The following is a 24,716-nucleotide window of genomic DNA, read 5'->3' as shown; positions in this document are numbered from 1 at the left end:
AAATTGAGTCCGGCAAAACCAAGTCACACACTCATGTATAAAATATTGTGTGACACCTAATTAGTTGATGATATCAACCCTTAGGTTTTTGCGCTGAGGATTTTTGCCTGAGACAAGGCAGCAAGAAGGATGTCGCAGGGCGCTATCGTCTGATAGCAACCAAGCAGCCTTCGATGCTAACGCCGTATTCAGGGAAAAAGACCAAGCAAAAAAGACTTCTTCGGGTTGTATGGTTAAGTAATTAAGCGTACACGGTGGATGCCTTGGCAGTCAGAGGCGATGAAGGACGTACTAACTTGCGATAAGCGCAGATGAGGCAGTAAGAGCCACTTGAGTCTGCGATTTCCGAATGGGGAAACCCAACTGCAGCAGCAGTTATCATTAACTGAATTCATAGGTTAATGAGGCGAACCGGGAGAACTGAAACATCTAAGTACCCCGAGGAAAAGAAATCAACCGAGATTCCGAAAGTAGCGGCGAGCGAAATCGGACTAGCCCTTAAGCTTTGATAACGTTAGGTGAAGTGTCTGGAAAGGCACGCAATAGAGGGTGATAGCCCCGTAACCGAAGGCGTTATGAGAGTGAAAACGAGTAAGGCGGGACACGTGATATCCTGTCTGAAGATGGGGGGACCATCCTCCAAGGCTAAATACTCCTGACTGACCGATAGTGAACCAGTACCGTGAGGGAAAGGCGAAAAGAACCCCTGTGAGGGGAGTGAAATAGAACCTGAAACCGTGTACGTACAAGCAGTAGGAGCCTCCTTTGTGGGGTGACTGCGTACCTTTTGTATAATGGGTCAGCGACTTATATTCAGTGGCAAGGTTAACCGATTAGGGGAGCCGTAGCGAAAGCGAGTGTTAACTGCGCGTTTAGTCTCTGGATATAGACCCGAAACCGAGTGATCTAGCCATGGGCAGGTTGAAGGTTGAGTAACATCAACTGGAGGACCGAACCGACTAATGTTGAAAAATTAGCGGATGACTTGTGGCTAGGGGTGAAAGGCCAATCAAACTCGGAGATAGCTGGTTCTCCCCGAAAGCTATTTAGGTAGCGCCTCGGACGAATACTACTGGGGGTAGAGCACTGTTAAGGCTAGGGGGTCATCCCGACTTACCAACCCTTTGCAAACTCCGAATACCAGTAAGTACTATCCGGGAGACACACGGCGGGTGCTAACGTCCGTCGTGGAGAGGGAAACAACCCAGACCGCCAGCTAAGGTCCCAAATTACAGCTAAGTGGGAAACGATGTGGGAAGGCTCAGACAGCTAGGATGTTGGCTTAGAAGCAGCCATCATTTAAAGAAAGCGTAATAGCTCACTAGTCGAGTCGGCCTGCGCGGAAGATGTAACGGGGCTAAGCTGTAAACCGAAGCTGCGGCAATGTACTTTTGTATATTGGGTAGGGGAGCGTTCTGTAAGCCGTTGAAGGTGGATTGTAAAGTCTGCTGGAGGTATCAGAAGTGCGAATGCTGACATGAGTAACGACAAAGGGGGTGAAAAACCCCCTCGCCGGAAGACCAAGGGTTCCTGTCCAACGTTAATCGGGGCAGGGTGAGTCGACCCCTAAGGCGAGGCCGAAAGGCGTAGTCGATGGGAAACGGGTTAATATTCCCGTACTTGTTGTGAATGCGATGGGGGGACGGAGAAGGCTAGGTGGGCCTGGCGACGGTCGTCCAGGTTCAAGTGCGTAGGCTGTAGAGTTAGGCAAATCCGGCTCTACGATAGGCTGAGACACGATGTCGAGTCACCAAGGTGATGAAGTCATTGATGCCATGCTTCCGGGAAAAGCCTCTAAGCTTCAGTTCACAAGAAATCGTACCCCAAACCGACACAGGTGGTCGGGTAGAGAATACCAAGGCGCTTGAGAGAACTCGGGTGAAGGAACTAGGCAAAATGGTACCGTAACTTCGGGAGAAGGTACGCTCTTGCTGGTGAAGTCCCTTGCGGATGGAGCTGATGAGAGTCGCAGATACCAGGTGGCTGCAACTGTTTATTAAAAACACAGCACTGTGCAAAATCGTAAGATGACGTATACGGTGTGACGCCTGCCCGGTGCCGGAAGGTTAATTGATGGGGTTAGCTTAGGCGAAGCTCTTGATCGAAGCCCCGGTAAACGGCGGCCGTAACTATAACGGTCCTAAGGTAGCGAAATTCCTTGTCGGGTAAGTTCCGACCTGCACGAATGGCGTAATGATGGCCACGCTGTCTCCACCCGAGACTCAGTGAAATTGAAATCGCTGTGAAGATGCAGTGTACCCGCGGCTAGACGGAAAGACCCCGTGAACCTTTACTACAGCTTGGCACTGAACATTGAGCCTACATGTGTAGGATAGGTGGGAGGCTTTGAAGCAGTCACGCTAGTGATTGTGGAGCCGACCTTGAAATACCACCCTTGTATGTTTGATGTTCTAACTTGGCCCCATTATCTGGGGTGAGGACAGTGCCTGGTGGGTAGTTTGACTGGGGCGGTCTCCTCCCAAAGTGTAACGGAGGAGCACGAAGGTGGGCTAATCACGGTTGGACATCGTGAGGTTAGTGCAATGGCATAAGCCCGCTTAACTGCGAGAGTGACGGCTCGAGCAGGTGCGAAAGCAGGTCATAGTGATCCGGTGGTTCTGAATGGAAGGGCCATCGCTCAACGGATAAAAGGTACTCCGGGGATAACAGGCTGATACCGCCCAAGAGTTCATATCGACGGCGGTGTTTGGCACCTCGATGTCGGCTCATCACATCCTGGGGCTGAAGTCGGTCCCAAGGGTATGGCTGTTCGCCATTTAAAGTGGTACGCGAGCTGGGTTTAGAACGTCGTGAGACAGTTCGGTCCCTATCTGCCGTGGGCGTTGGAGAATTGAAAGGGGCTGCTCCTAGTACGAGAGGACCGGAGTGGACGAACCTCTGGTGTTCGGGTTGTGATGCCAATCGCATTGCCCGGTAGCTAAGTTCGGAATCGATAACCGCTGAAAGCATCTAAGCGGGAAGCGAGCCTTGAGATGAGTTCTCCCTGGCGCTTCAAGCGTCCTGAAGGGTTGTTCGAGACTAGAACGTTGATAGGCAGGGTGTGTAAGCGCTGTGAGGCGTTGAGCTAACCTGTACTAATTGCCCGTGAGACTTAACCATACAACACCGAAGGGGTTTTGTGGCTCAATAAGAACAAATTGATTGTGTAGAGAACAAAAAAGACGGCTTTCCGAATTGAAGAATTTGCTTGGCGACCATAGCGTTTTGGACCCACCTGATTCCATGCCGAACTCAGTCGTGAAACGAAACAGCGCCGATGGTAGTGTGGGGTCTCCCCATGTGAGAGTAGGACATCGCCAGGCTTTATTTGCAGTTTGTCTACTGAAGCTTGATGCTTTTGATAGCTGCGATGCTCATGTGCGTTTGCACACTGCGCGTCTCGCTTCAAAATCCTCATCGCACAGCGACAAACTTCTAAATAAAGCGGTTATTGATAAGACTTTATTTAGAGAGAAATACCTCAGTGGAGCGGTAGTTCAGTTGGTTAGAATACCGGCCTGTCACGCCGGGGGTCGCGGGTTCGAGTCCCGTCCGCTCCGCCACTTGTTTAAGACCTCAGCAGCAATGCTGGGGTTTTTTCGTATCTGGCGGTGAGATATATCATTATTGTGATTGGCCGGTCAGGTGGTGCGGTCGTTCAGTGCGTTTGGCTTTCGTTTTTAAAAGAGGCGTCTTGTGACGTTTCTCCGCTGGTTGTTTGTCGGCAGAGTGGTTCACGTTTTATCGCCCGATTCATCGGTCTGTTCTCAGATGGAATGGGGGAGTTGTGGCTAGTTCTGTCCGACTGCTGACGAATAGCCACTGAAATCATTCAATACCCTATTTAATCATCCTTGATGTTTAGTAGAGCTCTTTGAGTTTTCGGGTTAACGTATTCCGTCCCCATCCCAATACTTTAGCTGCATCCTGTTTATGCCCATTGGTATGGTTTAATGCAGCCTCTAGCAGAATCCGTTCAAATTCAGGTAAAGCATAGGATAGCAGATCCGTTTCTCCGGCAGACAGCGCCGTTCTTGCCCAAGCGTCCAATTGCTTCTGCCAGCTGGTATCATTGTCGAACTCAATATTTTTCTTTTCTGATAAAAGTTCGGAAGGTAAGTCATTCGGAAGCACTTCTGTGCCACTTGCCATCACAGTTAACCAACGGCACATGTTTTCTAATTGCCGCACATTGCCCGGCCAATCAAGACGATTCAGAATCTCTAATGATTTGGGATGTAGCGTTTTCATCTCTACGCCAAGTTCTTTGGCTGCCAGAGCTAAAAAGTGTTTAGCCAGCTTTTCTATATCCTGACGGCGTTCTCTGAGTGCGGGAATTTGAATTCTGATGACGTTCAAACGGTGGAACAGGTCTTCTCGGAACTTACCCTGATGAACAAGTTTTTCAAGGTTTTGGTGTGTTGCTGCTACAATTCGTACATCCACTTTGATTGCCGAATGCCCGCCGACACGATAAAACTGCCCATCAGCGAGGACTCGCAATAGACGCGTTTGGATATCAAGTGGCATGTCACCGATTTCATCGAGAAAGAGCGTACCGCCGTTGGCCTGCTCAAAACGTCCCTGTCTGACGTTATTGGCACCGGTAAATGCTCCTTTTTCATGACCGAATAACTCTGATTCAATTAAATCTTTCGGGATCGCTGCCATATTTAAGGCAATGAATGGCTTTTGTGCTCGTGGACTATGTCGATGCAAAGCATGAGCGACTAACTCTTTACCCGTTCCTGATTCACCATTGATCAGAACAGAAATTGAAGAGCGGGAAAGGCGTCCGATGGCTCTGAATACCTCCTGCATGGCTGGAGCCTCGCCAATAATCTCCGGGGTATCATCCGTATTGGTCAGGCGGCCGGTCTGATCTTTCCGCTGTTCTTGGCCATGGGCAATCGCGCGTTCGACTAAGGTTAATGTTTCATCAACATCAAAAGGTTTAGGTAAATATTCAAAAGCCCCCTTTTGATAAGCATTGACGGCTGCATCTAAATCAGAATGAGCTGTCATAATGATGACAGGGAGTTCTGGTGAGCGAGAGTGGACTTGATGCAACAGTTCAATACCGTCGATACCGGGCATACGTATGTCAGATACGAGTACGTCAGGGGATTCTCTTTCCAGAGCCATCAGAACACTTTCTGCATCGGAGAAAGTTTCACACTTGATGTTGGCTGAAGACAGGGTTTTTTCCATGACCCATCGAATCGAACTATCGTCATCAACAACCCATACGTATCCTTTACTCATAATCAGTATTCCTTAAACAGCATCTGTGACTAACGTTGAAAGCGTTAAAATTTTTTACTTCTAAAATCGTTTTTTCATGAATTCATGTCGTTGAACAAGTCATGATTAATTAATTGGCAGATAAATGGTAAAAACAGTCCGTCCCGGCCAGCTTTCCACCTCGATTTTGCCATTATGTTGATCGATTAAATTTTGAGAAATCGATAATCCCAGTCCGCTCCCTCCTTCTCTCCCGCTGACCATCGGATAGAAGAGCGTATCCTGCAACTCATTTGGAATTCCTGGTCCGTTATCTATGATTTCAATTCGCGCAACGAGCTTGTGCCGTTGTCCATGTATATTGGCTTGATGCACTGTTCTGGTGCGAAGTGTGATTTTACCATGTGGCTGTGATGACAAAATTTGTGCAGCATTACTGACAATATTCAGTAGTGCCTGCTCAATTTGGTCCATATCCATCATAATATTGGGCAAACTTGGGTCATAATCCCGCTCAATTACAAGGTGAGAACGCGCATCAAGCTCAACCAACTGACGGACTTTCTCCAGAATTAAGTGCAAGTTTTCTGACCGTTTTTTTCCTGGCTTTTGTGGTCCAAGTAGCCGGTCAACCAAAGAGCGAAGCCGGTCAGCCTGCTCAATAATAATTTGTGTATATTCTGTCAGATTCTGATCTGGGAGCATTCTTTCTAACAGTTGTGCAGCGCCTCTCAGACCTCCGAGTGGATTCTTAATCTCATGAGCTAACCCTCGCACAAGTAACTTTGCAGCCTGCTGTTGAGCATGTTGGTTTAACTCCTGACTCAGACGACGCTGTTGACCTATTTTTCTCATCTCGACTAATAACATTAACTTTTTTTGCCAAGTTAATGGGCTAACCGTCACTTCTAGCATCAGAGGTTTACCATCAACCACAAATGTTACGTCACTATCGGTAATACTTTGACCACTCTGCAGGGGTTGAGAGAGGAGTGCGAGGTCAAGAGATGCATGTTGAATTAAATTGGAGAGAGGCTGGTTAATAATCCGTTTGGCACTTTGTGAGAATAATTGCTCCGCAGAAGGGTTTGCATAGCGGACACATAAAGACTCATCCAGTATTAGTGTGGATGTCACAATATTATTCAATATTGTCGTACTAAGTTCACTATTCATGAATGGTTACCATGTTCCAAAATGAAGCATTGCACAAAAATGGTGCGTTAATAGTATGAGTATGGCTAACTAAGGGATAAATACAAGTTTCTCTTCTTTGAAATTAGCCCGTCCAACAATGCTTTGAGTCCAATTTCACGACAACGGTAGCCATGGGTTATTACTTTAGATATGAATGCAATTATCTTGCCTGATATGCCCTTTATTTGTGAGGTTTACTAAAAGATTTATGATTATATTTCAATAAGTAATCTTTAGTTGGTATGAAAAAGCCCGCCAGAGGCGGGCCTGATAACAAGAGTATGAAATGCGGACTATACAGAGTAGTACATGTCGAATTCAAGTGGGTGAGTTGTCATATTGATGCGAGTCACATCATCTGATTTCAGAGCGATGTAAGAATCGATGAAATCATCAGAGAATACGCCACCGGCTGTTAAGAACTCACGATCCGCATCCAAAGCTTCCAGTGCTTGTTGCAGAGATTCTGCAACTGTCGGAATTTGTGCTGCTTCTTCTGCTGGCAGATCATACAAGTCTTTATCTGCTGAATCTCCAGGATGAATCTTGTTCTTAATACCGTCCAGACCAGCCATCAGCATTGCTGCAAAAGCAAGATATGGGTTAGCTGTTGGATCTGGGAAGCGAACTTCGATACGACGAGCTTTCGGGCTTGGTACCACAGGAATACGGATTGATGCACTACGGTTACGAGCAGAATAAGCAAGCATAACCGGTGCTTCGAATCCTGGAACTAAACGCTTGTATGAGTTTGTTGAAGCGTTTGCGAATGCGTTGATTGCACGAGCGTGCTTGATGATACCACCGATGTAGAATAACGCAGTTTCAGACAAACCGCCGTATTTATCACCGGCAAACAAGTTGACACCGTCTTTTGCCAGAGATTGGTGACAGTGCATACCAGAGCCGTTGTCTCCAACAAGTGGTTTCGGCATGAAAGTCGCAGTTTTACCAAATGCATGAGCAACGTTATGGACAACGTATTTATAGATTTGGATTTCATCTGCTTTCAGCGTCATGGTATTGAAACGGCAAGCGATCTCGTTCTGGCCTGCGGTTGCAACTTCGTGGTGGTGCGCTTCAACAACCAATCCCATCTCTTCCATAATCAAACACATGGCACTACGGATGTCTTGAGATGAGTCCACAGGAGCAACAGGGAAGTAACCGCCTTTAATGCCTGGACGGTGACCTTTGTTACCGCCTTCGATCTCTGAGCCTGTATTCCACGCAGCTTCGATATCATCGATTTTGTAGAAAGAACCAGACATGCTGGTTGAGTATTTTACATCGTCAAACAGGAAGAATTCAGGTTCCGGACCGAATAGAACGGTATCCGCAATCCCGGTTGAACGCATATATTCTTCAGCGCGCTGTGCGATAGAGCGAGGGTCACGATCATAACCTTGCATGGTCGCTGGCTCTAAAATGTCACAACGGATATTTAATGTGGAGTCTTCTGTAAATGGGTCTAAAACAGCAGTTGAGGCATCTGGCATCAAGACCATGTCAGATTCGTTAATTCCTTTCCAGCCGGCAATAGATGAACCATCAAACATTTTACCTTCTTCGAAGAAGTCAGCATCGATTTGGTGAGCAGGAATAGAAACGTGTTGCTCTTTACCCTTTGTATCTGTAAAGCGCAAATCAACAAACTTAACTTCGTTTTCTTGGATCAGCGATAGAACATTTTCTACTGACATCTTGGACAACCTCCAGTGTTAAAAAATCGGTAAAAGCTCGACTTGGTTTAAGCATCAATTAACTTTGTGTTTATCACGTTAACTGAAGCTAGAAGTTTACTAGCCAAAATCGTGCCATGATTAAAAATCCTTTAAATTCAATGCATTAATAAGATAATGAGCTTTCAGTTATCAATCATTGCACTAAAATGATTTGCGTAATGCACTATTGTGGTGCGGTTTAATTTGGGTTGCACCAATAGTTGCCAAACACCTCTCTATTCAGCCCTATGAATAGGCAATTTGTCAAACGGCATTTGACGGTTTTTTCCGCTTTCTGGCCGTGAAAAATTTTGATCGCAACTGTTTTTTTAACATGATGGATTGCAAAGGCTAAACTATAGAAGAGTGATTTGATGTACGAATAGAAGAAATAAGCTTGTTTTAGATCACATATTTCTGGGCATTTCTTCAAAATCTGGTACATTATTGAGCGTTTTTTTTATCCCGAAATCCAGTTACATCAAAGAGCGGGAATTGAACTTTGACAATGATGATGAATCCATGACAACACCACAGATTGATAAACTAAGAAATATTGCGATCATTGCGCACGTTGACCACGGTAAAACAACCTTGGTTGATAAGCTATTACAACAATCCGGAACTTTACAGTCTCGCGGTGAAGTTGAAGAACGAGTCATGGACTCGAATGATATTGAGAAAGAGCGTGGCATTACAATCCTAGCTAAGAATACAGCGATTAACTGGCACGATCACCATATCAATATCGTTGACACCCCTGGACACGCGGACTTCGGTGGTGAAGTTGAGCGGATTATGTCCATGGTTGACTCTGTTCTGCTTATCGTTGATGCCGTTGATGGTCCAATGCCGCAAACCCGTTTCGTCACGCAAAAAGCATTTGCGCATGGATTGAAACCGATTGTGGTTATTAACAAAATTGACCGACCAGGCGCTCGTCCCGATTGGGTAATGGATCAAGTATTTGATCTATTTGATAATCTGGGTGCGTCCGATGAGCAGTTAGATTTCCAAGTGGTTTATGCTTCAGCACTAAACGGCTGGGCTTCGCTAGAAGAAGGCGAAACCGGCGAGAATATGGAACCACTTTTCCAAACCATCGTTGATAATGTTGCTTCACCTGATGTTGATCTGGATGGGCCGTTGCAGATGCAAATCTCCCAGTTGGATTATAGCTCTTATGTCGGCGTTATCGGTGTCGGTCGAGTGACTCGCGGAACCGTTAAATCGAACCAGCAAGTGAGCATTATTGGTGCAGATGGTAAGAAGAGAAACGGTAAAGTCGGGACTGTCCTCGGTTATCTGGGACTGGAGCGACACGAAGTTGAGCGTGCTACCGCAGGTGACATTGTTGCCATTACAGGTCTGGGTGAGCTGAAAATCTCAGATACGATTTGTGATGTGAATAACATTGAAGCGTTACCGGCACTTTCAGTTGATGAGCCGACAGTTACGATGACTTTCCAGGTGAATACTTCACCTTTTGCCGGTAAAGAAGGGAAATTTGTCACCTCTCGTAATATTCTGGAACGTTTGGAAAAAGAGTTGGTTCATAACGTTGCGCTGCGCGTTGAACAAACCGACGATCCAGACAAATTCCGAGTCTCCGGTCGTGGTGAGTTGCATTTGTCGATTTTGATCGAGAATATGCGTCGCGAAGGCTTTGAGCTCGCGGTTTCTCGCCCTGAAGTTATTCTGAAAGAAGAGAACGGCCAGCTACTTGAACCTTTTGAAGTGGTGACGATTGATGTGATGGAAGAGCATCAAGGTGGCATCATGGAAAACATCGGTGTGCGTAAAGGTGAGTTGAAAGATATGTCTCCGGACGGCAAAGGTCGCGTTCGTATGGACTTTATCATGCCTTCTCGTGGCTTGATCGGCTTCCAGACTGAATTTATGACGCTGACTTCTGGTTCGGGTCTGCTATACCATACTTTCGATCATTATGGTCCACACAAAGGTGGCTCTATCGGGCAACGTAATAATGGTGTGTTGATTTCTAACGCGACCGGTAAAGCGCTGACTTACGCATTGTTTAACTTGCAGGAGCGTGGGCGTCTATTCACTGAACACGCTGATGAAGTTTATGAAGGGCAAGTAATTGGTATTCATAACCGTTCAAATGATTTAACGGTAAACTGTTTGAAAGGTAAGCAGCTGACCAACGTGCGGGCTTCTGGTACTGATGAAGCACAGGTTCTGTCTCCGGCGATTAAATTTACATTAGAGCAGGCGATAGAATTTATTGATGATGATGAGTTGGTGGAAGTAACACCTGCGAGTATTCGGATTCGTAAGAAGCATTTGACCGAAAATGATCGTAAAAGAGCGAATCGTGGCGGAAAGTAAGTCTTAACGGACTGATATGATAGAGGCGGAACATTGTTTCCGCCTTTTTTATTTTATGCGTGGGATGAGATAGTCACGCAGTGGATATCCTGCTAGTCTGCTAATCTAAATGCATATTCTTGCTCAATGGTGATAAGAAAAGGGATAAAATTTTTTCTCTGACTTATATATCATCTTCAAACAACGATTTTGTCATCTATACAATCACCGCGGTGTGCTGATGAGGTATCTGTCGTGAATACACAAAAAATAGTCGATACTTGGGGGGCCTTTGCCCGGTATCTGTTACACCGGGTCATTCATGATCGAATTCAGGTGAATGCCGGTTATCTGGCTTATATCTCGTTGTTGTCTTTTGTCCCGATGGTGACGGTACTACTGTCGATTCTGTCTGCATTTTCTGCTTTTAATGATGCCGGAGATGTCATTCAAACCTTTGTCATTACACATTTCTTGCCCGCCGCAGGGGAAGCCGTCAATCAGGCATTACATGATTTCGTGTCGAATACGAGCAAAATGACAGCGTTGGGAGGACTATTCCTGTTTGTCGTTGCACTGACGCTGATTTCTAATATTGATAAGATGTTGAATTATATCTGGCGGGTTCATCAGAAGCGTCGCTGGGTGTTCTCCTTTTCGATGTACTGGATGGTTTTGACCTTGGGGCCGTTTCTGGTCGGCGCCAGTCTGGTTGTGACATCGTATATTACCTCATTCAATTTGGTCTCTAACGAAACCTTTCACGGTTTTTCCCAATGGGTGCTCAGACGGTTGCCATTCTTACTCTCATTTGCGGCGTTCACCGGATTGTATGTGCTTGTACCGAATAAGAAAGTAAAGCTGACTCATGCGTTATCAGGCGCGCTCGTTGCCGCATTACTATTTGAGATCAGTAAAGCCGGGTTCGCGGCCTATATTACCCATTTCCCTTCTTATCAAGTGATCTATGGCGCGTTGGCTGCGATTCCGATTTTGTTTATTTGGGTCTATTTCTCTTGGTTGATTGTTCTATTCGGCGCAGAAATAACAGCGTCTTTGGGGGAACATGAATCTTGGCGGGAGGACATGTTAAAATCCGAAGCATTGATTGATAAGGGTGAAGAAAAAAGGATACATCGTGATCGCACTGATTCAGAGAGTAAGTGAAGCATCCGTTACTGTGGACGGTTCGATTGTAGGCAATATCGGGCAAGGGCTGTTGGTATTGCTGGGGGTAGAAAAAGATGATGATGAAGCCAAAGCGAAGCGTCTTGTTGAGCGTGTGACGACTTATCGCGTATTTGAAGATGAACAGGGTAAGATGAATCTTAATGTTCAACAAGTGGGCGGAGAAGTCTTAGTGGTTTCACAATTTACCTTACCGGCAGATACGAAAAAGGGAACACGCGCTGGATTTTCTCGTGGAGCGGCACCTGCCGATGCTGAGCGATTATACGACTATTTCGCTGAGCTGTGTGCCAGCGTTCTTCCTACCGGAAGAGGTCGCTTTGCTGCGGATATGAAAGTTGCGTTGGTTAACGATGGACCAGTGACCTTCTGGTTACAGGTTTAATCAATAAGATAGGGACAATTCATGTTTAAGATTATTAGTCCTCAGACGGAGAACCAGCTGAATAAATACTATTTATTTCGCTGGCAAATGCTGCGTGAGCCATGGCATTTGCCTTTAGGATCTGAGCGGGACGAATATGATCCAATGAGCCATCACCGGATGATTGTTGATAGCCGCGGGCGTCCAATGGCTGTCGGTCGATTATATATTACGCCTGATTGTGAAGGGCAGATTCGGTATATGGCGGTTAAAGCGAATCGCCGGAGCCGGGGGATGGGGTCACTGCTATTAGTGACTTTAGAGTCTCTTGCTCGCCAGGAGGGTGCGAAACGGTTGGTCTGTAACGCCAGAGAAGATGCGATTGCATTTTATGAAAAAAATGGCTTTGAGCGTCGCGGTGAACTGAGTGATGAACGCGGCCCTATCCGGCATCAACAGATGGTGAAAACACTGGATCCGATGGCGAATGTTCAGCGCAAACCGCAGTGGTGTTCTGAGTTGCAGGAACGCTGGGAAAACCAGATTCCGATCAGTGAAAAAATGGGCATTAAGATTAACCAGTATACTGGCTATCAGTTTGAGTGTTACGCACCGATGAATCCCAATATTAATCCTCATAATACTATGTTTGCCGGCTCTGCTTTCACCTTAGCCACGCTAACAGGATGGGGGATGGCATGGTTGCTCATGCGGGAGCGTAGCCTTTATGGGGATATTGTGATGGTCGATAGCCGTATCCGCTATCGGCAGCCCATTTGGGAGAATCCGGTTGCCGTTACGTCATTAGATGATATTAGTGGTGATCTGGATCGTCTTGAGTCTGGGCGTAAAGCTCGGATCATTGTCAATGTGACCATTAAAAGTGGGGAGCAACCTGCAGTTCAGTTTGTCGGAACATACATGTTGATCCCGAATTATAAATCTTTAATTGGTCGATGAATTGGATGTTTCTTGCGTGAGGCCAGCTTCGGGCTGAGGTGTCAGCGGCTCTGCTTTTGGTGCCAACAAATTGTAATGATGGCGTGTTTCCCCAGAGCTAACCGATAGTGTTAATGAGCCAGATTCTGACTGAGTCAAATCCCAACGGCCACTGAGGGTTGCATTGAGATCATCGGCATTGAGGTGAATTTCAGGGACGGTGATTGTGCCTCGATCAGCGGTGATTTGCATGGCGTCAACCATAAAGTCTTTTGGATCATGGGTATCAGGTAGTTGAAGTCGGCCATTTCTGATATCCAAATTCAACAGGCCACTTAAAGTGTGATTGATAATCACGGCGTCTCCGGAAAGCCCCTGCGCCGAACCGGACAGGTCCGCAAGCCCTTGTATACCGAGCGGAAGATGTTTGAACAGGTTGAGAGGAAGACTATCCGCATCAACTGAAAATTGCCACGGTGCACCTTTCGAGCCATATTGCCATTGTCCTTTAGCGGCCAGATATCCTTTGGCGAAAGGAAGAAATAGCCGATCCAGTATCCAGTTCTGCGCCTGACTGTGCATTTCGACTAATCCCTGCGATACCACGAACTGACCATAGCTAAGATTGTTGACGGAAATTCTTGCCGAACCCTGCCATAATCCCCACCGTTGAGCATTGAGCAGTTGCGCATGATCGATATCGGTATTAATGCCTGATAATTGCCAATACGGCTGGCGGGCGAGCTGGATAATCTGACTATTCCGAATTTTCAGTTGTTCCACATTTACTTGTTTGAATGATGGGATCAGCGATGCAAGCCAAGTGATATCAGGCTCAGAACCTGACTCGATAAACATTTTGATGCTCTGAAGCTGCAAATCCCGGATGGTCGCTGTCTCCGGTGTGATCGAGCCGGATGCATGGACTTGCCCGTCCATGAGGGTTGCACTAAAGTCATCAACATCGAACTGACCGGGCGTCAGAATGAGGTTGATACTCGGTTCTACCCACATCATTTTATCAAGGACAAGACTTTCTGCGTCCAATGATAGTTCTGCATGGTTCTGTTTCCAGAGCGATTCAGTGCCAGCCGGATGAAAATCAGTAAGTGATAAGTCGAAATTATTGAGCTGAATACGCGGCATATTGAACTGACTGTTTAACAGGTCAAGTCGATCAATCTGTGCGATGTGTGTTTCAATCAGACTGCTGAATTTATAAGAGAGTTGCTGAAATTGAGACAGAGATAGACTTAGTTTGTCTGTGGTTAAATTTTCTATTGACCAGCGTTGACCGTCGGCTTTGCCTTGTAAAGAGAGTGATGCCCCGCGCCATTTGGCGGTCAGGCTGTCAATCTGACTATGTTGTGATTGATGATTACCCGTGATGAGTAGATCGGTTAGCGTTTCCCCTTGCCAACTAACCTGAGACGCATACAACTGGATATCACCATCCGGCAGATAAGGATTTGTTGCATTCCACGTCGGATGCTGAATTTGTACATTGAGCCCGTGAATCATCAGATTGTCGGCCGTTGCAACAGAAAGGTTGCGCATCGCAAGCTGGTTGATTTTTAAGTGCTCTAATGGCTGGGGGAACGATGCTTGATCGTTGTCCAGTGTCAAGCCATCAATGAGCACACTATCGAATACCAGCTGATTGAGAGTGCTTTGGTACGGGTTCACCCAAACATCTACGGTTTGGATCGGCGCCTGATGTTGAGACAGTCTGACGTGCTCAAACTTCAGATGGAACGGATATTGGTAACTGATTTTTTGGGCATGAAACTCAGGGAGTCCTATTTTCTGGATGGTCCATTGAGCAACAGGTGTGATATAGCGAGACTGAATGACCACGATCCCGACGGTGATCCCTATCAGGATGAGTAGAATACATGTGAGGAATAGCCGGATAATACCTGTTTTCATTATTTAAGACCGCTGCTTCGTTCAGTCTAACAGATTGGAACAAAAATCGCTTGGCATCAACAAAATTCGTACTATTAAAAAAAGCCCCTGAAATAGGGGCTTAGTGAGACTTTTAATGACACATTAGTCGAGTTGTGGTCCGGCAGAAATCAGTGCCTTACCTTCATCATTATCGGTATATTTATCAAAATTTTTCACGAAACGAGAGGCAAGATCTTTGGCTTTGCTTTCCCATTGCAGGGCATCGACATAGGTATCCCGGGGATCAAGGATCTCAGGATTGACGTTCGGCAGTGACGTTGGGACTTCAAGGTTAAAGATCGGGATGGTTTTGGTTTGTGCCTTCTCAATCGAACCGTCAAGGATGGCATCAATGATTGCCCGGGTATCTTGGATTGAAATCCGTTTTCCTGTGCCATTCCAGCCTGTATTGACGAGGTACGCCTCTGCACCGGCTGCTTCCATCCGCTTGACAAGTACTTCCGCATATTTGGTTGGATGCAGAGTCAGGAATGCTGCACCGAAACAAGCCGAGAACGTCGGTGTCGGTTCAGTAATGCCTCGTTCTGTACCGGCTAATTTTGCGGTAAAACCGGAAAGGAAGTGATATTTGGTCTGCTCAGGGGTTAGTTTAGAAACCGGAGGCAGAACGCCGAACGCATCAGCAGACAGGAAGATAACTTTGCTGGCATGTCCGCCTTTCGAGACCGGTTTAACGATATTATCAATATGATAAATCGGATAAGAAACCCGGGTATTTTCCGTTTTGGAGCCATCATCGAAATCAACTGTCCCATCAGTACGCACGGTGACATTTTCAAGCAAGGCATCTCTGCGGATCGCGTGATAAATATCAGGCTCTGCTTCTTTCGAAAGTTTGATGGTTTTTGCATAGCATCCACCTTCAAAGTTGAAGACACCGTCATCATCCCAACCGTGTTCGTCATCACCAATCAGTGCGCGTTTAGGATCCGTCGATAATGTGGTCTTCCCAGTGCCGGACAGGCCAAAGAAAACTGCAACATCGCCATCTTTCGCCATATTGGCAGAGCAATGCATTGATGCAATACCTTTCAGCGGCAAGAAATAATTCATCATGGCGAAAATCCCTTTTTTCATTTCGCCACCGTACCAAGTTCCGCCAATCAGCTGCATTTTCTCGGTCAGATTAAAGACCGTGAAATTCTCTGAGTTCAGACCATGTGCTTTCCAGTTAGGGTTAGTACATTTTGCACCATTCATCACCACGAAACTGGGCTCGAATGTTGCCAGTTCTTCGTCACTAGGACGGATGAACATGTTTTTCACAAAATGTGCTTGCCAGGCAACTTCCGTAATAAAACGGACACAAAGGCGAGTATCGGGGTTGGCTCCACAGTAACCATCGACGACGAACAACCGTTTTCCTGAAAGCTGTTTGGTGACTAGCTGCTTCAGATCGTCCCAAACTGCCTGCGTGATAGGTTTGTTATCATTTTTTACTGTGTCAGACGTCCACCAAAAATTATCTTTGGTGGTGTCATCTTTCACGATGTATTTATCTTTCGGAGAACGGCCGGTAAAAATACCCGTATCAACAGCAACTGCCCCTAATTCAGTGACAATACCTTTTTCATAGCCCTCTAAGTGAGGGGCCGTTTCTTCTTCAAATAACTGCTCATAACTCGGGTTATGAATTACTTCAGTTACATCGGTGATGCCATAAGAGGTCAGATCCATATTTGCAGCCTTTATTTGTTCCATTACGGTCATAGGTGCTCCTTTGTAGGAATTGTAGAGATTTTGTAAGAATTCTTTTGTTATCTGTAAGCCATGCTAGCAACGAGGGCCATCTAAAACAGGGAGATGGTTCAAAAAATACCCACATTTCCTGTGAGTATTTAGGTGTCTCGTCACATATCTGGGTAAGTTATTCTAACGTATAGGAAGTAGTTTAGACTAGGTGACAGAAATTATTAATTTATGAAAATTAAGTGTTGATAAAATGTTGGTTTTTATGAAAGAAGTAGTTTTTTATATTAAGAAATAATAAATAAAGCCAGTTTTTCAACTGGCTTTGAAGTGCGAAAAAATTGCTTAATAATGAGCGGAAATTAATGAATGGTTTTGTTTTGTTCCAGTGCGCTGTAACGTAACTCTTTGATATCGTTTTCATCAAATTGGTAATCCGTTCCGCAGTATTCGCAATGAAGCGCAATGACAGGGTTTTCTGCCAGCATCTCTTGTACTTCTTCTTCGGGAAGTGTGATAATCGCAGCCCCACACCGTTGCCGAGAGCAACCACAGTGAAACGTCACTGGCTGGGGATCAAACAGCCGAACGGTTTCTTGGTTGTACAAACGATAGAGTAATTCATCGGCTTGCAGACAAAACAGTTCTTCATCTTTAATCGTATCGGTTAGCTGTTCAAGGTGTTCGAAATCGTCGGGAGACCCAGTGCCATCAGGCATAATTTGTAACAGCATTCCTGCTGCGCAGCGTTTCTCTTCTACTTGGCCCGTTCTGAGCCATAATCGTGTTTTTAACTGCTCAGACTGTTCAAAATAAGTTTCCAGAACATCGGCTAAGCAGTCGCCGTCCAAAGCAACAATTCCCTGATATCGTTCCCCTTTATCCGGATCGATAGTAATCACTAAATGCCCGTCGCCCATCAGTTGACGTAGGGTGGCTTCTTTAGGAATATCGCCTTTCCATCGGGCGACGCCCCGAACATTTTGTCCGTGATCGCCATTGATGACAGCCAGCGACACAGGGCCATTCCCCTGAATCTGCATAGTAATTGAACCTTCAAATTTGAGGGTTGCAGTTAAAAGAGAGGTTGCAACGAGTAGTTCTCCCAACAGAGATTGAATCGGGGCCGGATATTCCTGAGCGGATACGACTTGTTGGTAGACGTCATCCAGTTGTACCAGTTCGCCACGTACTGATAACTCGTCAAACAGGTAGCGATTTAACATATTGCTTGCCATGAAGGAAACTCCAGCTTTGTTCTTTATTGATGTTTAAATTTAATGATATCACGTCGTTGCTTTTTATCGGGACGCTTATCCGGACTTGGGTTATGCGCATTCAATTTACGTTGCATTGCATGGGCTTCACGTTTTTGAATGCTTGCTTCCGTCTCTGTATATAAGGTTTGAGCTTCGGGTGCGCCTCTGCGTTGGTCCGATATTTTGTCAATAATGACAACTTTTTCTTCTTGACCTTGTCTAAGGGTCACAGTTGCACCGACTTCTACGATTTTACTTGGTTTCGACCGTTGTCCATTATAATGGACTTTGCCACCGTCAACCATATTCCGGGCAATTGAACGGGTTTTATAAAATCGCGCAGCCCAGAGCCATTTATCTAGCCGTACCGGCTCTTCCATAGAACTCATCGCAAAATCGTCCTCTAAATATGTTGTTTTACTCAATAATAAAAGGGTAAATGGTGGTTTATACCTAGGTTTTCAAGAAAATGATGAAATTTGAGTATAAAACAGTGGATAGTAAAATGGGTGTGTTATATTAGTCAGGATCTTAATATGGCGTAACATAATTGATTACACCGATTAATCAGGGATAAATTCAAAGGGTTAGAGATTGCCACACGTTGACACACTAAAGAACTCAGTACCTGCGTTGTTCATGTCTTTATTGCGTTCTTTCATTCACTATCAATCATTATTCAGCACCATTATTTCTGCGGGAATATGGTTGGTTGCCGTCTGGATATTTGGTCAGTTGGTCTGGGCACCATTTGATACGATGCAGATTCAGTCATGGAAACCCTCTTCTGCTCAAGAAGTGCGAGGTTCCACCAATAGTTTTGACAGCGCATTTGTGAAAGAAAAGCAACTGTTTGGTCAACAACAAAAACAGAATGACAAACCAGTTGTTCAAGAACGTGTCGTCAATGCTCCGAAAACAAAATTAAATCTCAAACTTGTTGGTGTTGTCGTTAGTGATCATAACGCGGAAGATCTTGCCATCATTGATTATAAAGGTGTGCAGGCAACTTACGGATTGAATGAACGCATTGAAGGGACTCGGGTGACACTGGAGTCCGTTTTGAATGATCGAGTGATTATTCGTAATGCCGGTAGAAATGAAACACTCATGTTGGAAGATGTTGAGTACAGTCGTTTGGGGAATGTGAACATCCAACCCCATTCTGGGCTGAACAATCCGGCACCAGATGACTTTGTTAATTATGATACGGGTGAACTGAGTACTCAGCCCGAACGGTTGGCAGAAATCAAACATGAAATTGCGGAGAATCCGCAGACTTTGTTCCAATATGTTCGTTTGTCTCAAATGAAGCGTGACGATGATATTCTCGGTTACCGCTTGAGTCCCGGACGTTCACCAGAGTTATTTCAATCTGTCGGATTACAGAACGGTGATATTGCGGTTGCGTTAAATGATGTCGACTTAAGAAAGGAAAATGCAATGTCAGATATCGCCTCCGTTTTATCAGACCTTTCGAATGTAAAAATTACAGTCGAGAGAGATGGACAGACTCATGACATATATATTCAATTTTAATGCAGCGTCGCTAGGCATTGAGGGAGTGAAGACGTGAAGTATTGGCTAAAAAAAAGCACGTGGTTGTTACTGGGAAGTATGATGCTTTCTCCGGCAGCGTTGGCGAATGAGTACAGCGTCAATTTTAAAGGCACGGATATTCAGGAATTTATTAACATTGTCGGTCGTAACTTACATAAAACAATTATTGTTGACCCTTCTGTGCGAGGGAAAATCGACGTAAGAAGTTATGACACGCTCAGTGATGACCAATACTACGGTTTCTTTCTGAATGTTTTGGAAGTCTATGGTTTTGCCGTGGTTGAAATGGACAACGGTGTTCTGAAAGTCATTAAATCCAAAGATGCCAAAACCTCAGCAATCCCGGTCTTGGACTCATCCAGTAAAATAGATGCTGACAGTGTTATCACTCGGGTTGTCTCTGTTCACAATGTATCGGTGAAAGAGTTATCGCCGTTGTTGCGTCAGTTAGTGAACAATGCCGGCTCAGGTAACGTGGTTCATTATGAGCCTGCAAATATCATTTTGTTGACCGGACGGGCCGCTGTTGTTGACCGTTTGGCTCAGATTATTGATCGCGTTGACCAAGCCGGAAATACTGATATTGATGTGGTGACATTGACCAATGCTTCGGCACCGGAAATTGTGCGGATCGTCAGTGCACTCGACACCAATAAAGAGACGAGAAGTCTGCCACAAATTCTCCAGCCACAAGTGGTTGCCGATGATCGAACCAATTCGATTCTGATCTCCGGAGATCCGAAAGTCAGAAAACGGATCGTCCGGTTAATCAAACGACTCGATATTGAAATGGCGACCAAAAGCAACCATCGGGTTGTTTATCTAAAGTATGCAAAAGCTGAAGACTTGGTCGATGTATTGAAAGGGGTTTCCGATAACATTCAGTCGGAAAAACAGGGGGAGCAAAAGTCAGCGCCTTCGAGCCGGACTGACGTCACAATTGCCGCACACAAGGACACCAACTCTCTGATTCTCAGTGCGCCACAAGATATTATGAAACCTTTGCTGGATGTGATCAGCCAATTGGATATTCGGCGGGCGCAAGTACTGATTGAAGCCCTGATTGTCGAAATGTCTGAAGGCGAAGGGATTAATCTTGGAGTCCAATGGGGCTCGATTGAAAGTGGCTCGGCCATCCAGTTTGGTAATAGTGGTGCGTCTATCGGTAAGGTGATGGTTGGTCTTGAAGAAGCGAAAGAGCAGAAAAGTACCGAGTATTACACCGATAATAATGGTAATCGACGCCCCTACACGACCAGCAAATCGGGAGATTATAAGTCGTTATCTGATGCGCTGAGCGGTGTCGAAGGTGCTGCGGTCAGCCTCGTGATGGGCGATTGGACATCACTGATCAGTGCGGTTTCCAGAGACTCTAACTCAAATATTTTGTCATCACCGAGTATTACGGTCATGGATAACGGTGAGGCCTCATTTGTGGTGGGTGAAGAAGTGCCTGTATTAACTGGCGCGACGTCAAGCTCCGGTAATGACAACCCTTTCCAAACCGTTGACCGGAAAGAAGTCGGGATCAAATTGAAGGTTGTTCCCCAAATCAATGAAGGGGATTCGGTGATGCTCAAGATCGAGCAAGAAGTATCGAATGTTCTGGCCGCTGACGGTGCGGTTGATGTTCGCTTTGCCAAACGACAGTTGAATACCTCCGTGATGGTCAAAGATGGTCAAATGCTGGTTTTGGGCGGTATGATCGACGAACGCACTCAAGAAAGTGACTCCAAAGTTCCCATTCTAGGGGATATCCCTCTGTTAGGTTATCTATTCCGTTCAACGAGTACCAAAGTTGAGAAACGAAATCTGATGGTCTTTATCAAACCGACAATTATCCGTGATGGGATGACGGCAGATGGTGTAACTCAGCGGAAATATAATTTCATCCGGGCTGAGCAGCTTGTGAAAGCAGAGAAAGGTCTGAAATTGATGAATGGCAAGAAAACGCCGGTGATACCTGCGTTTAATTTACAGAACCATTATCCGGAAGAACTTCAGGCATTTCTTGATCAGATTCCTAAGGATCAGGAGTAGGGTTGTGCAGCGTTTACCTTTTAGTTTCGCAAACCGGTATAAGCTCGTATTTGACGCCTCACATGAAGATGAGACCCCCCATCTCTACTATGTTGAGCCGGTATCGATTGCGGCTGTGGCTGAGGCCAAACGGGTGTTGCAAAAATCGTTTGAGCTGGTGGCGCTTCCTGAAGCTGAGTTTGAGGCAAGACTGACGAAGGTCTATCAACGAGACACATCGGAAACTCGCCAGCTGATGGAAGATCTTGGTGCCGATAATGATGATTTCTTTGCCCTCGCGGAAGAGCTGCCCAATAATCAAGACTTGTTGGATTCAGATGATGATGCGCCAATTATCAAGCTGATTAATGCCATGTTGAGTGAAGCTATCAAGGAAGAAGCCTCTGATATCCATATTGAAACCTTTGAAACGTCTTTATCAATTCGTTTTCGGGTTGATGGCATGCTGCGTGAGGTATTATCTCCCAGCCGTAAGCTCGCCCCTTTATTGGTCTCGCGTGTCAAGGTCATGGCAAAGCTGGATATCGCAGAAAAGCGGGTTCCTCAAGATGGTCGTATTTCGCTGAGAATTGGTGGACGAGCTGTTGATGTTCGTGTTTCGACCATGCCTTCCTCACATGGGGAGCGGGTGGTCATGCGTATTTTGGATAAAAATGCGACTCAAATGGATCTCTATAGTCTGGGAATGACCGAGAAAATTTTTGTTCGATTCCGAGAGTTACTGCAGCGACCACATGGTATTTTATTGGTGACGGGACCGACCGGTTCCGGTAAGTCGACGACGCTCTATGCCGGCTTACAAGAATTGGATCGCAATGAGAAAAATATTCTGACGGTTGAAGACCCGATCGAATTTGATATTGACGGCATCGGCCAGACACAGGTCAATCCCAAAGTTGATATGACGTTTGCCCGAGGCTTGAGAGCTATTTTACGGCAAGACCCTGATGTCGTGATGGTCGGAGAAATCCGTGATTTAGAAACTGCACAAATTGCTGTGCAGGCGTCTCTCACCGGTCACTTGGTTCTTTCCACCTTACACACGAATACCGCGATTGGTGCGGTCACACGACTGAGAGATATGGGGATTGAATCTTTTCTGGTGTCATCATCTCTCGTTGGTGTATTGGCTCAGCGGTTAGTTCGTACGTTATGTCCCGATTGTAAACAGCCATTTGAGGCTGACAAAGAACAACGTGAATTATTCGATGTTCAAGCCGACGAACCTCTGACACTGTATGCTCCGAAAGGGTGTGAGAAATGCCATTACAAAGGCTACCGGGGACGAACCGGGATTCATGAGTTATTAGTGATTGATGAGAAAGTCAAATCACTGATCCATACCGAAGCGGGTGAGCAGGCAGTCGAACAGCAAGTTCGTGAGTCGTGTCCCAGTATTCGCATGGATGGGCTAAACAAGGTTCGGGCCGGGGTCACGACACTTGAAGAAGTGTTACGGGTCACTGAGGAGGTCTGATGGCAGCATTTGAATATCAGGCGCTTGATCTCAAAGGCAAACGAAAGAAAGGTGTGATCGAGGGCGATAGTGCCCGTCACGTTCGTCAGCGCTTGAAAGAGCAAGGGCTGACCCCAATTGCTGTTCAGGCCACACAAGCGCAGAAAAATAATCAAACGCAAAGCAGTCATACGTCGTGGAAAAGAGGCATTGGAGCGACGGATCTTGCGTTGTTAACCCGACAAATGTCGACATTACTCCAGTCAGGAATGCCGTTGGAAGCGTGTTTGCAAGCGGTGATTGAGCAAACAGAAAAACCACGGATTCGCAGTGTTCTCACCCGGGTGCGCTCGAAAGTGACTGAGGGGTTTTCCTTAGCGGACAGCATGGCAGATTACCCCCATATTTTTGATGGCTTGTTTCGTTCCATGATTGCCGCCGGGGAGAAATCCGGGCATCTGGATATGATTCTCAATCGATTAGCCAGCTATACAGAAAACCGGCAAAAGATGCGTTCTAAGTTATTACAGGCGCTGATTTATCCGATTGTGCTGGTTGTTTTTGCGGTGACGATCGTTGCATTTCTCTTAGCGGCTGTCGTGCCTAAAATTGTCGGACAATTCATTCAAATGGGGCAAACCCTGCCAACCTCGACTCAGCTTCTGTTGAATATGAGTCATTTTGTTCAGGAATGGGGATGGTTGGTTCTGTTGCTGGTTTTAGGCGGATGGGCATTCATCCAGTCTGCTTTAAAACGCCCTCATATCCGCTTTGCATTTCATCGTAAACTGATGAGTGTGCCCATGATTGGTAAAATTGTACGGGGTCTGAATACCTCTCGTTTTGCACGCACCCTAGCAATCTGTTCTTCGAGTAGTATTCCAATTCTCGATGCAATGCTTGTTGCCAAAGATGTTGTGGAAAACACCTATATGAAGCAAAAAGTACAAGAAGCGGCAGAATCAGTCCGAGAAGGTGCGAGTATTCGTAAATCTTTGCAACAAACTAAACTTTTTCCGCCGATGATGCTGCATATGATTGCCAGTGGTGAGCAAAGTGGCGAATTGGAGAAAATGCTGATTAGTGCTGCAGACAACCAGGATGAACAGTTTGAAGCAACCGTGAATATCGCTTTGGGACTGTTTACCCCAATGTTGATAGCATTAATGGCCGGATTAGTTTTATTTATCGTGATGGCAACCCTGATGCCAATTTTAGAAATGAACAATTTAATGACACGCTAGTCTTAGCTGTTCATTGGTTCGGAAACGTGAATGTTGGAGTTGGAATGAAAATAAGAAATCAAGTAAGCAAACAAGGTGGTTTTACGCTGTTAGAAGTGATGGTCGTGATTGTTATCCTTGGGCTTTTGGCAAGTTTTGTTGTCCCGAATCTATTGGGAAATAAAGAGAAAGCCGATCAGAAAAAAGCGATTGCGGATATTGTCTCTCTGGAAAATGCTCTGGATATGTACCGATTAGATAACAATGCATACCCAACCACCGACCAAGGGCTAGAAGCGTTAGTGAAAAAACCAACGAATCCTGAGCCGCGCAACTACCGTGAAGGTGGTTATATCAAGCGTTTACCACAAGACCCTTGGGGAAATGACTATCAATATTTAAGCCCTGGCGATAAGGGTAAAATTGATGTCTTTAGTTATGGTGCCGACGGTCAGGAAGGCGGCGAAGGCAATAATAGCGATATCGGTAACTGGAACCTGCTTGACTTCCAGTAATTGCGGATTCAGGCAT

16 protein-coding genes, 1 tRNA gene and 2 rRNA genes are annotated in these 24,716 nt (G+C 45.8%); 12 read left to right on the top strand and 7 right to left on the bottom strand.

Annotated elements, in window-relative coordinates; genetic code table 11:
* The first annotated feature begins 231 nt into the window (after positions 1 to 231).
* The 3 genes from OCV37_RS14255 to OCV37_RS14245 all read left to right on the top strand — a co-directional run bounded on the left by OCV37_RS14255 (position 232) and on the right by OCV37_RS14245 (position 3,563).
* Positions 232 to 3,120, top strand: a 23S ribosomal RNA gene (locus OCV37_RS14255).
* 87 nt (positions 3,121 to 3,207) lie between these two features.
* Positions 3,208 to 3,323 (top strand): 5S ribosomal RNA (gene rrf, locus OCV37_RS14250).
* 163 nt (positions 3,324 to 3,486) lie between these two features.
* Positions 3,487 to 3,563: transfer RNA gene (locus OCV37_RS14245), tRNA-Asp, on the top strand.
* Between the two features lie 298 nt (positions 3,564 to 3,861).
* Here OCV37_RS14245 and glnG read toward each other — a convergent pair.
* The 3 genes from glnG to glnA all read right to left on the bottom strand — a co-directional run bounded on the left by glnG (position 3,862) and on the right by glnA (position 8,144).
* Positions 3,862 to 5,265 carry a nitrogen regulation protein NR(I) gene (gene glnG, locus OCV37_RS14240; RefSeq protein WP_038185874.1) on the bottom strand — a complete coding sequence of 468 codons (1,404 nt, stop codon included), beginning with the start codon at positions 5,263 to 5,265 and terminating at the stop codon, positions 3,862 to 3,864.
* Between the two features lie 105 nt (positions 5,266 to 5,370).
* Positions 5,371 to 6,420 (bottom strand): nitrogen regulation protein NR(II), encoded by a 1,050-nt coding sequence (gene glnL / locus OCV37_RS14235; protein WP_038185877.1) that lies wholly within the window; start codon positions 6,418 to 6,420, stop codon positions 5,371 to 5,373.
* Between the two features lie 314 nt (positions 6,421 to 6,734).
* Complete coding sequence (gene glnA / locus OCV37_RS14230) at positions 6,735 to 8,144, bottom strand: glutamate--ammonia ligase (protein WP_038185878.1); 1,410 nt, start codon at positions 8,142 to 8,144, stop codon at positions 6,735 to 6,737.
* A gap of 543 nt (positions 8,145 to 8,687) precedes the next feature.
* Here glnA and typA point away from each other — a divergent pair.
* The 4 genes from typA (at position 8,688) to OCV37_RS14210 (ending at position 13,008) form a co-directional block, all read left to right on the top strand.
* Positions 8,688 to 10,517, top strand: coding sequence for a translational GTPase TypA (gene typA, locus OCV37_RS14225; RefSeq protein WP_038186068.1), 1,830 nt, complete (start codon positions 8,688 to 8,690; stop codon positions 10,515 to 10,517).
* A gap of 234 nt (positions 10,518 to 10,751) precedes the next feature.
* Positions 10,752 to 11,663, top strand: a complete 912-nt coding sequence (locus tag OCV37_RS14220; RefSeq protein ID WP_051680891.1) for a virulence factor BrkB family protein — start codon at positions 10,752 to 10,754, stop codon at positions 11,661 to 11,663.
* A complete protein-coding gene (gene dtd, locus OCV37_RS14215) occupies positions 11,635 to 12,069 on the top strand; it encodes a D-aminoacyl-tRNA deacylase (RefSeq protein ID WP_038185880.1) in 435 nt (144 codons plus the stop codon). The genes OCV37_RS14220 and dtd overlap by 29 nt, the downstream gene beginning before the upstream one ends.
* A 21-nt stretch (positions 12,070 to 12,090) precedes the next feature.
* Positions 12,091 to 13,008, top strand: a complete 918-nt coding sequence (locus tag OCV37_RS14210; protein WP_038185882.1) for a bifunctional GNAT family N-acetyltransferase/hotdog fold thioesterase — start codon at positions 12,091 to 12,093, stop codon at positions 13,006 to 13,008.
* Here the strand turns inward: OCV37_RS14210 and OCV37_RS14205 are convergent.
* The 4 genes from OCV37_RS14205 to hslR all read right to left on the bottom strand — a co-directional run bounded on the left by OCV37_RS14205 (position 12,994) and on the right by hslR (position 18,295).
* Complete coding sequence (locus OCV37_RS14205; protein WP_038185884.1) at positions 12,994 to 14,916, bottom strand: AsmA family protein; 1,923 nt, start codon at positions 14,914 to 14,916, stop codon at positions 12,994 to 12,996. The two genes, OCV37_RS14210 and OCV37_RS14205, sit on opposite strands and share 15 nt — an antisense overlap.
* Before the next feature lie 123 nt (positions 14,917 to 15,039).
* The gene (gene pckA / locus OCV37_RS14200; protein ID WP_038185886.1) at positions 15,040 to 16,668 is read right to left on the bottom strand and encodes a phosphoenolpyruvate carboxykinase (ATP); all 1,629 of its coding nucleotides are present in this window, start codon (positions 16,666 to 16,668) and stop codon (positions 15,040 to 15,042) included.
* 341 nt (positions 16,669 to 17,009) lie between these two features.
* Positions 17,010 to 17,885, bottom strand: coding sequence for an Hsp33 family molecular chaperone HslO (gene hslO / locus OCV37_RS14195; protein ID WP_038185887.1), 876 nt, complete (start codon positions 17,883 to 17,885; stop codon positions 17,010 to 17,012).
* Positions 17,886 to 17,908: 23 nt separating this feature from the next.
* Entirely contained in the window at positions 17,909 to 18,295 is a 387-nt protein-coding gene (gene hslR / locus OCV37_RS14190; RefSeq protein WP_038185890.1) for a ribosome-associated heat shock protein Hsp15, read from the bottom strand.
* Positions 18,296 to 18,545: 250 nt separating this feature from the next.
* On the opposite strand from hslR, the gene gspC reads away from it, so the two are divergent.
* The 5 genes from gspC to gspG are packed head-to-tail and all read left to right on the top strand — an operon-like array spanning position 18,546 to position 24,700.
* Positions 18,546 to 19,445: a type II secretion system protein GspC gene (gene gspC / locus OCV37_RS14185; RefSeq protein ID WP_051680893.1), complete on the top strand. Its 900-nt coding sequence runs from the start codon at positions 18,546 to 18,548 to the stop codon at positions 19,443 to 19,445.
* Between the two features lie 33 nt (positions 19,446 to 19,478).
* Positions 19,479 to 21,506: a type II secretion system secretin GspD gene (gspD, locus tag OCV37_RS14180; RefSeq protein ID WP_038185893.1), complete on the top strand. Its 2,028-nt coding sequence runs from the start codon at positions 19,479 to 19,481 to the stop codon at positions 21,504 to 21,506.
* The gene (gspE, locus tag OCV37_RS14175; RefSeq protein ID WP_038186073.1) at positions 21,481 to 22,983 is read left to right on the top strand and encodes a type II secretion system ATPase GspE; all 1,503 of its coding nucleotides are present in this window, start codon (positions 21,481 to 21,483) and stop codon (positions 22,981 to 22,983) included. Before gspD ends, gspE begins: the two co-directional genes overlap by 26 nt.
* Positions 22,983 to 24,206, top strand: coding sequence for a type II secretion system inner membrane protein GspF (gspF, locus tag OCV37_RS14170; RefSeq protein ID WP_038185898.1), 1,224 nt, complete (start codon positions 22,983 to 22,985; stop codon positions 24,204 to 24,206). The genes gspE and gspF overlap by 1 nt, the downstream gene beginning before the upstream one ends.
* 44 nt (positions 24,207 to 24,250) lie before the next feature.
* Positions 24,251 to 24,700 (top strand): type II secretion system major pseudopilin GspG, encoded by a 450-nt coding sequence (gene gspG, locus OCV37_RS14165; protein WP_038185901.1) that lies wholly within the window; start codon positions 24,251 to 24,253, stop codon positions 24,698 to 24,700.
* The last annotated feature ends 16 nt before the right edge of the window (positions 24,701 to 24,716 follow it).

The sequence above is a fragment of the Vibrio rhizosphaerae genome, from assembly GCF_024347095.1.
In the GTDB taxonomy this organism is placed as follows: Bacteria; Pseudomonadota; Gammaproteobacteria; order Enterobacterales; family Vibrionaceae; genus Vibrio; species Vibrio rhizosphaerae.
The sequence above is the reverse complement of the archived record's forward strand: the minus strand, read 5'-3'. Positions and strand labels throughout refer to the sequence as shown.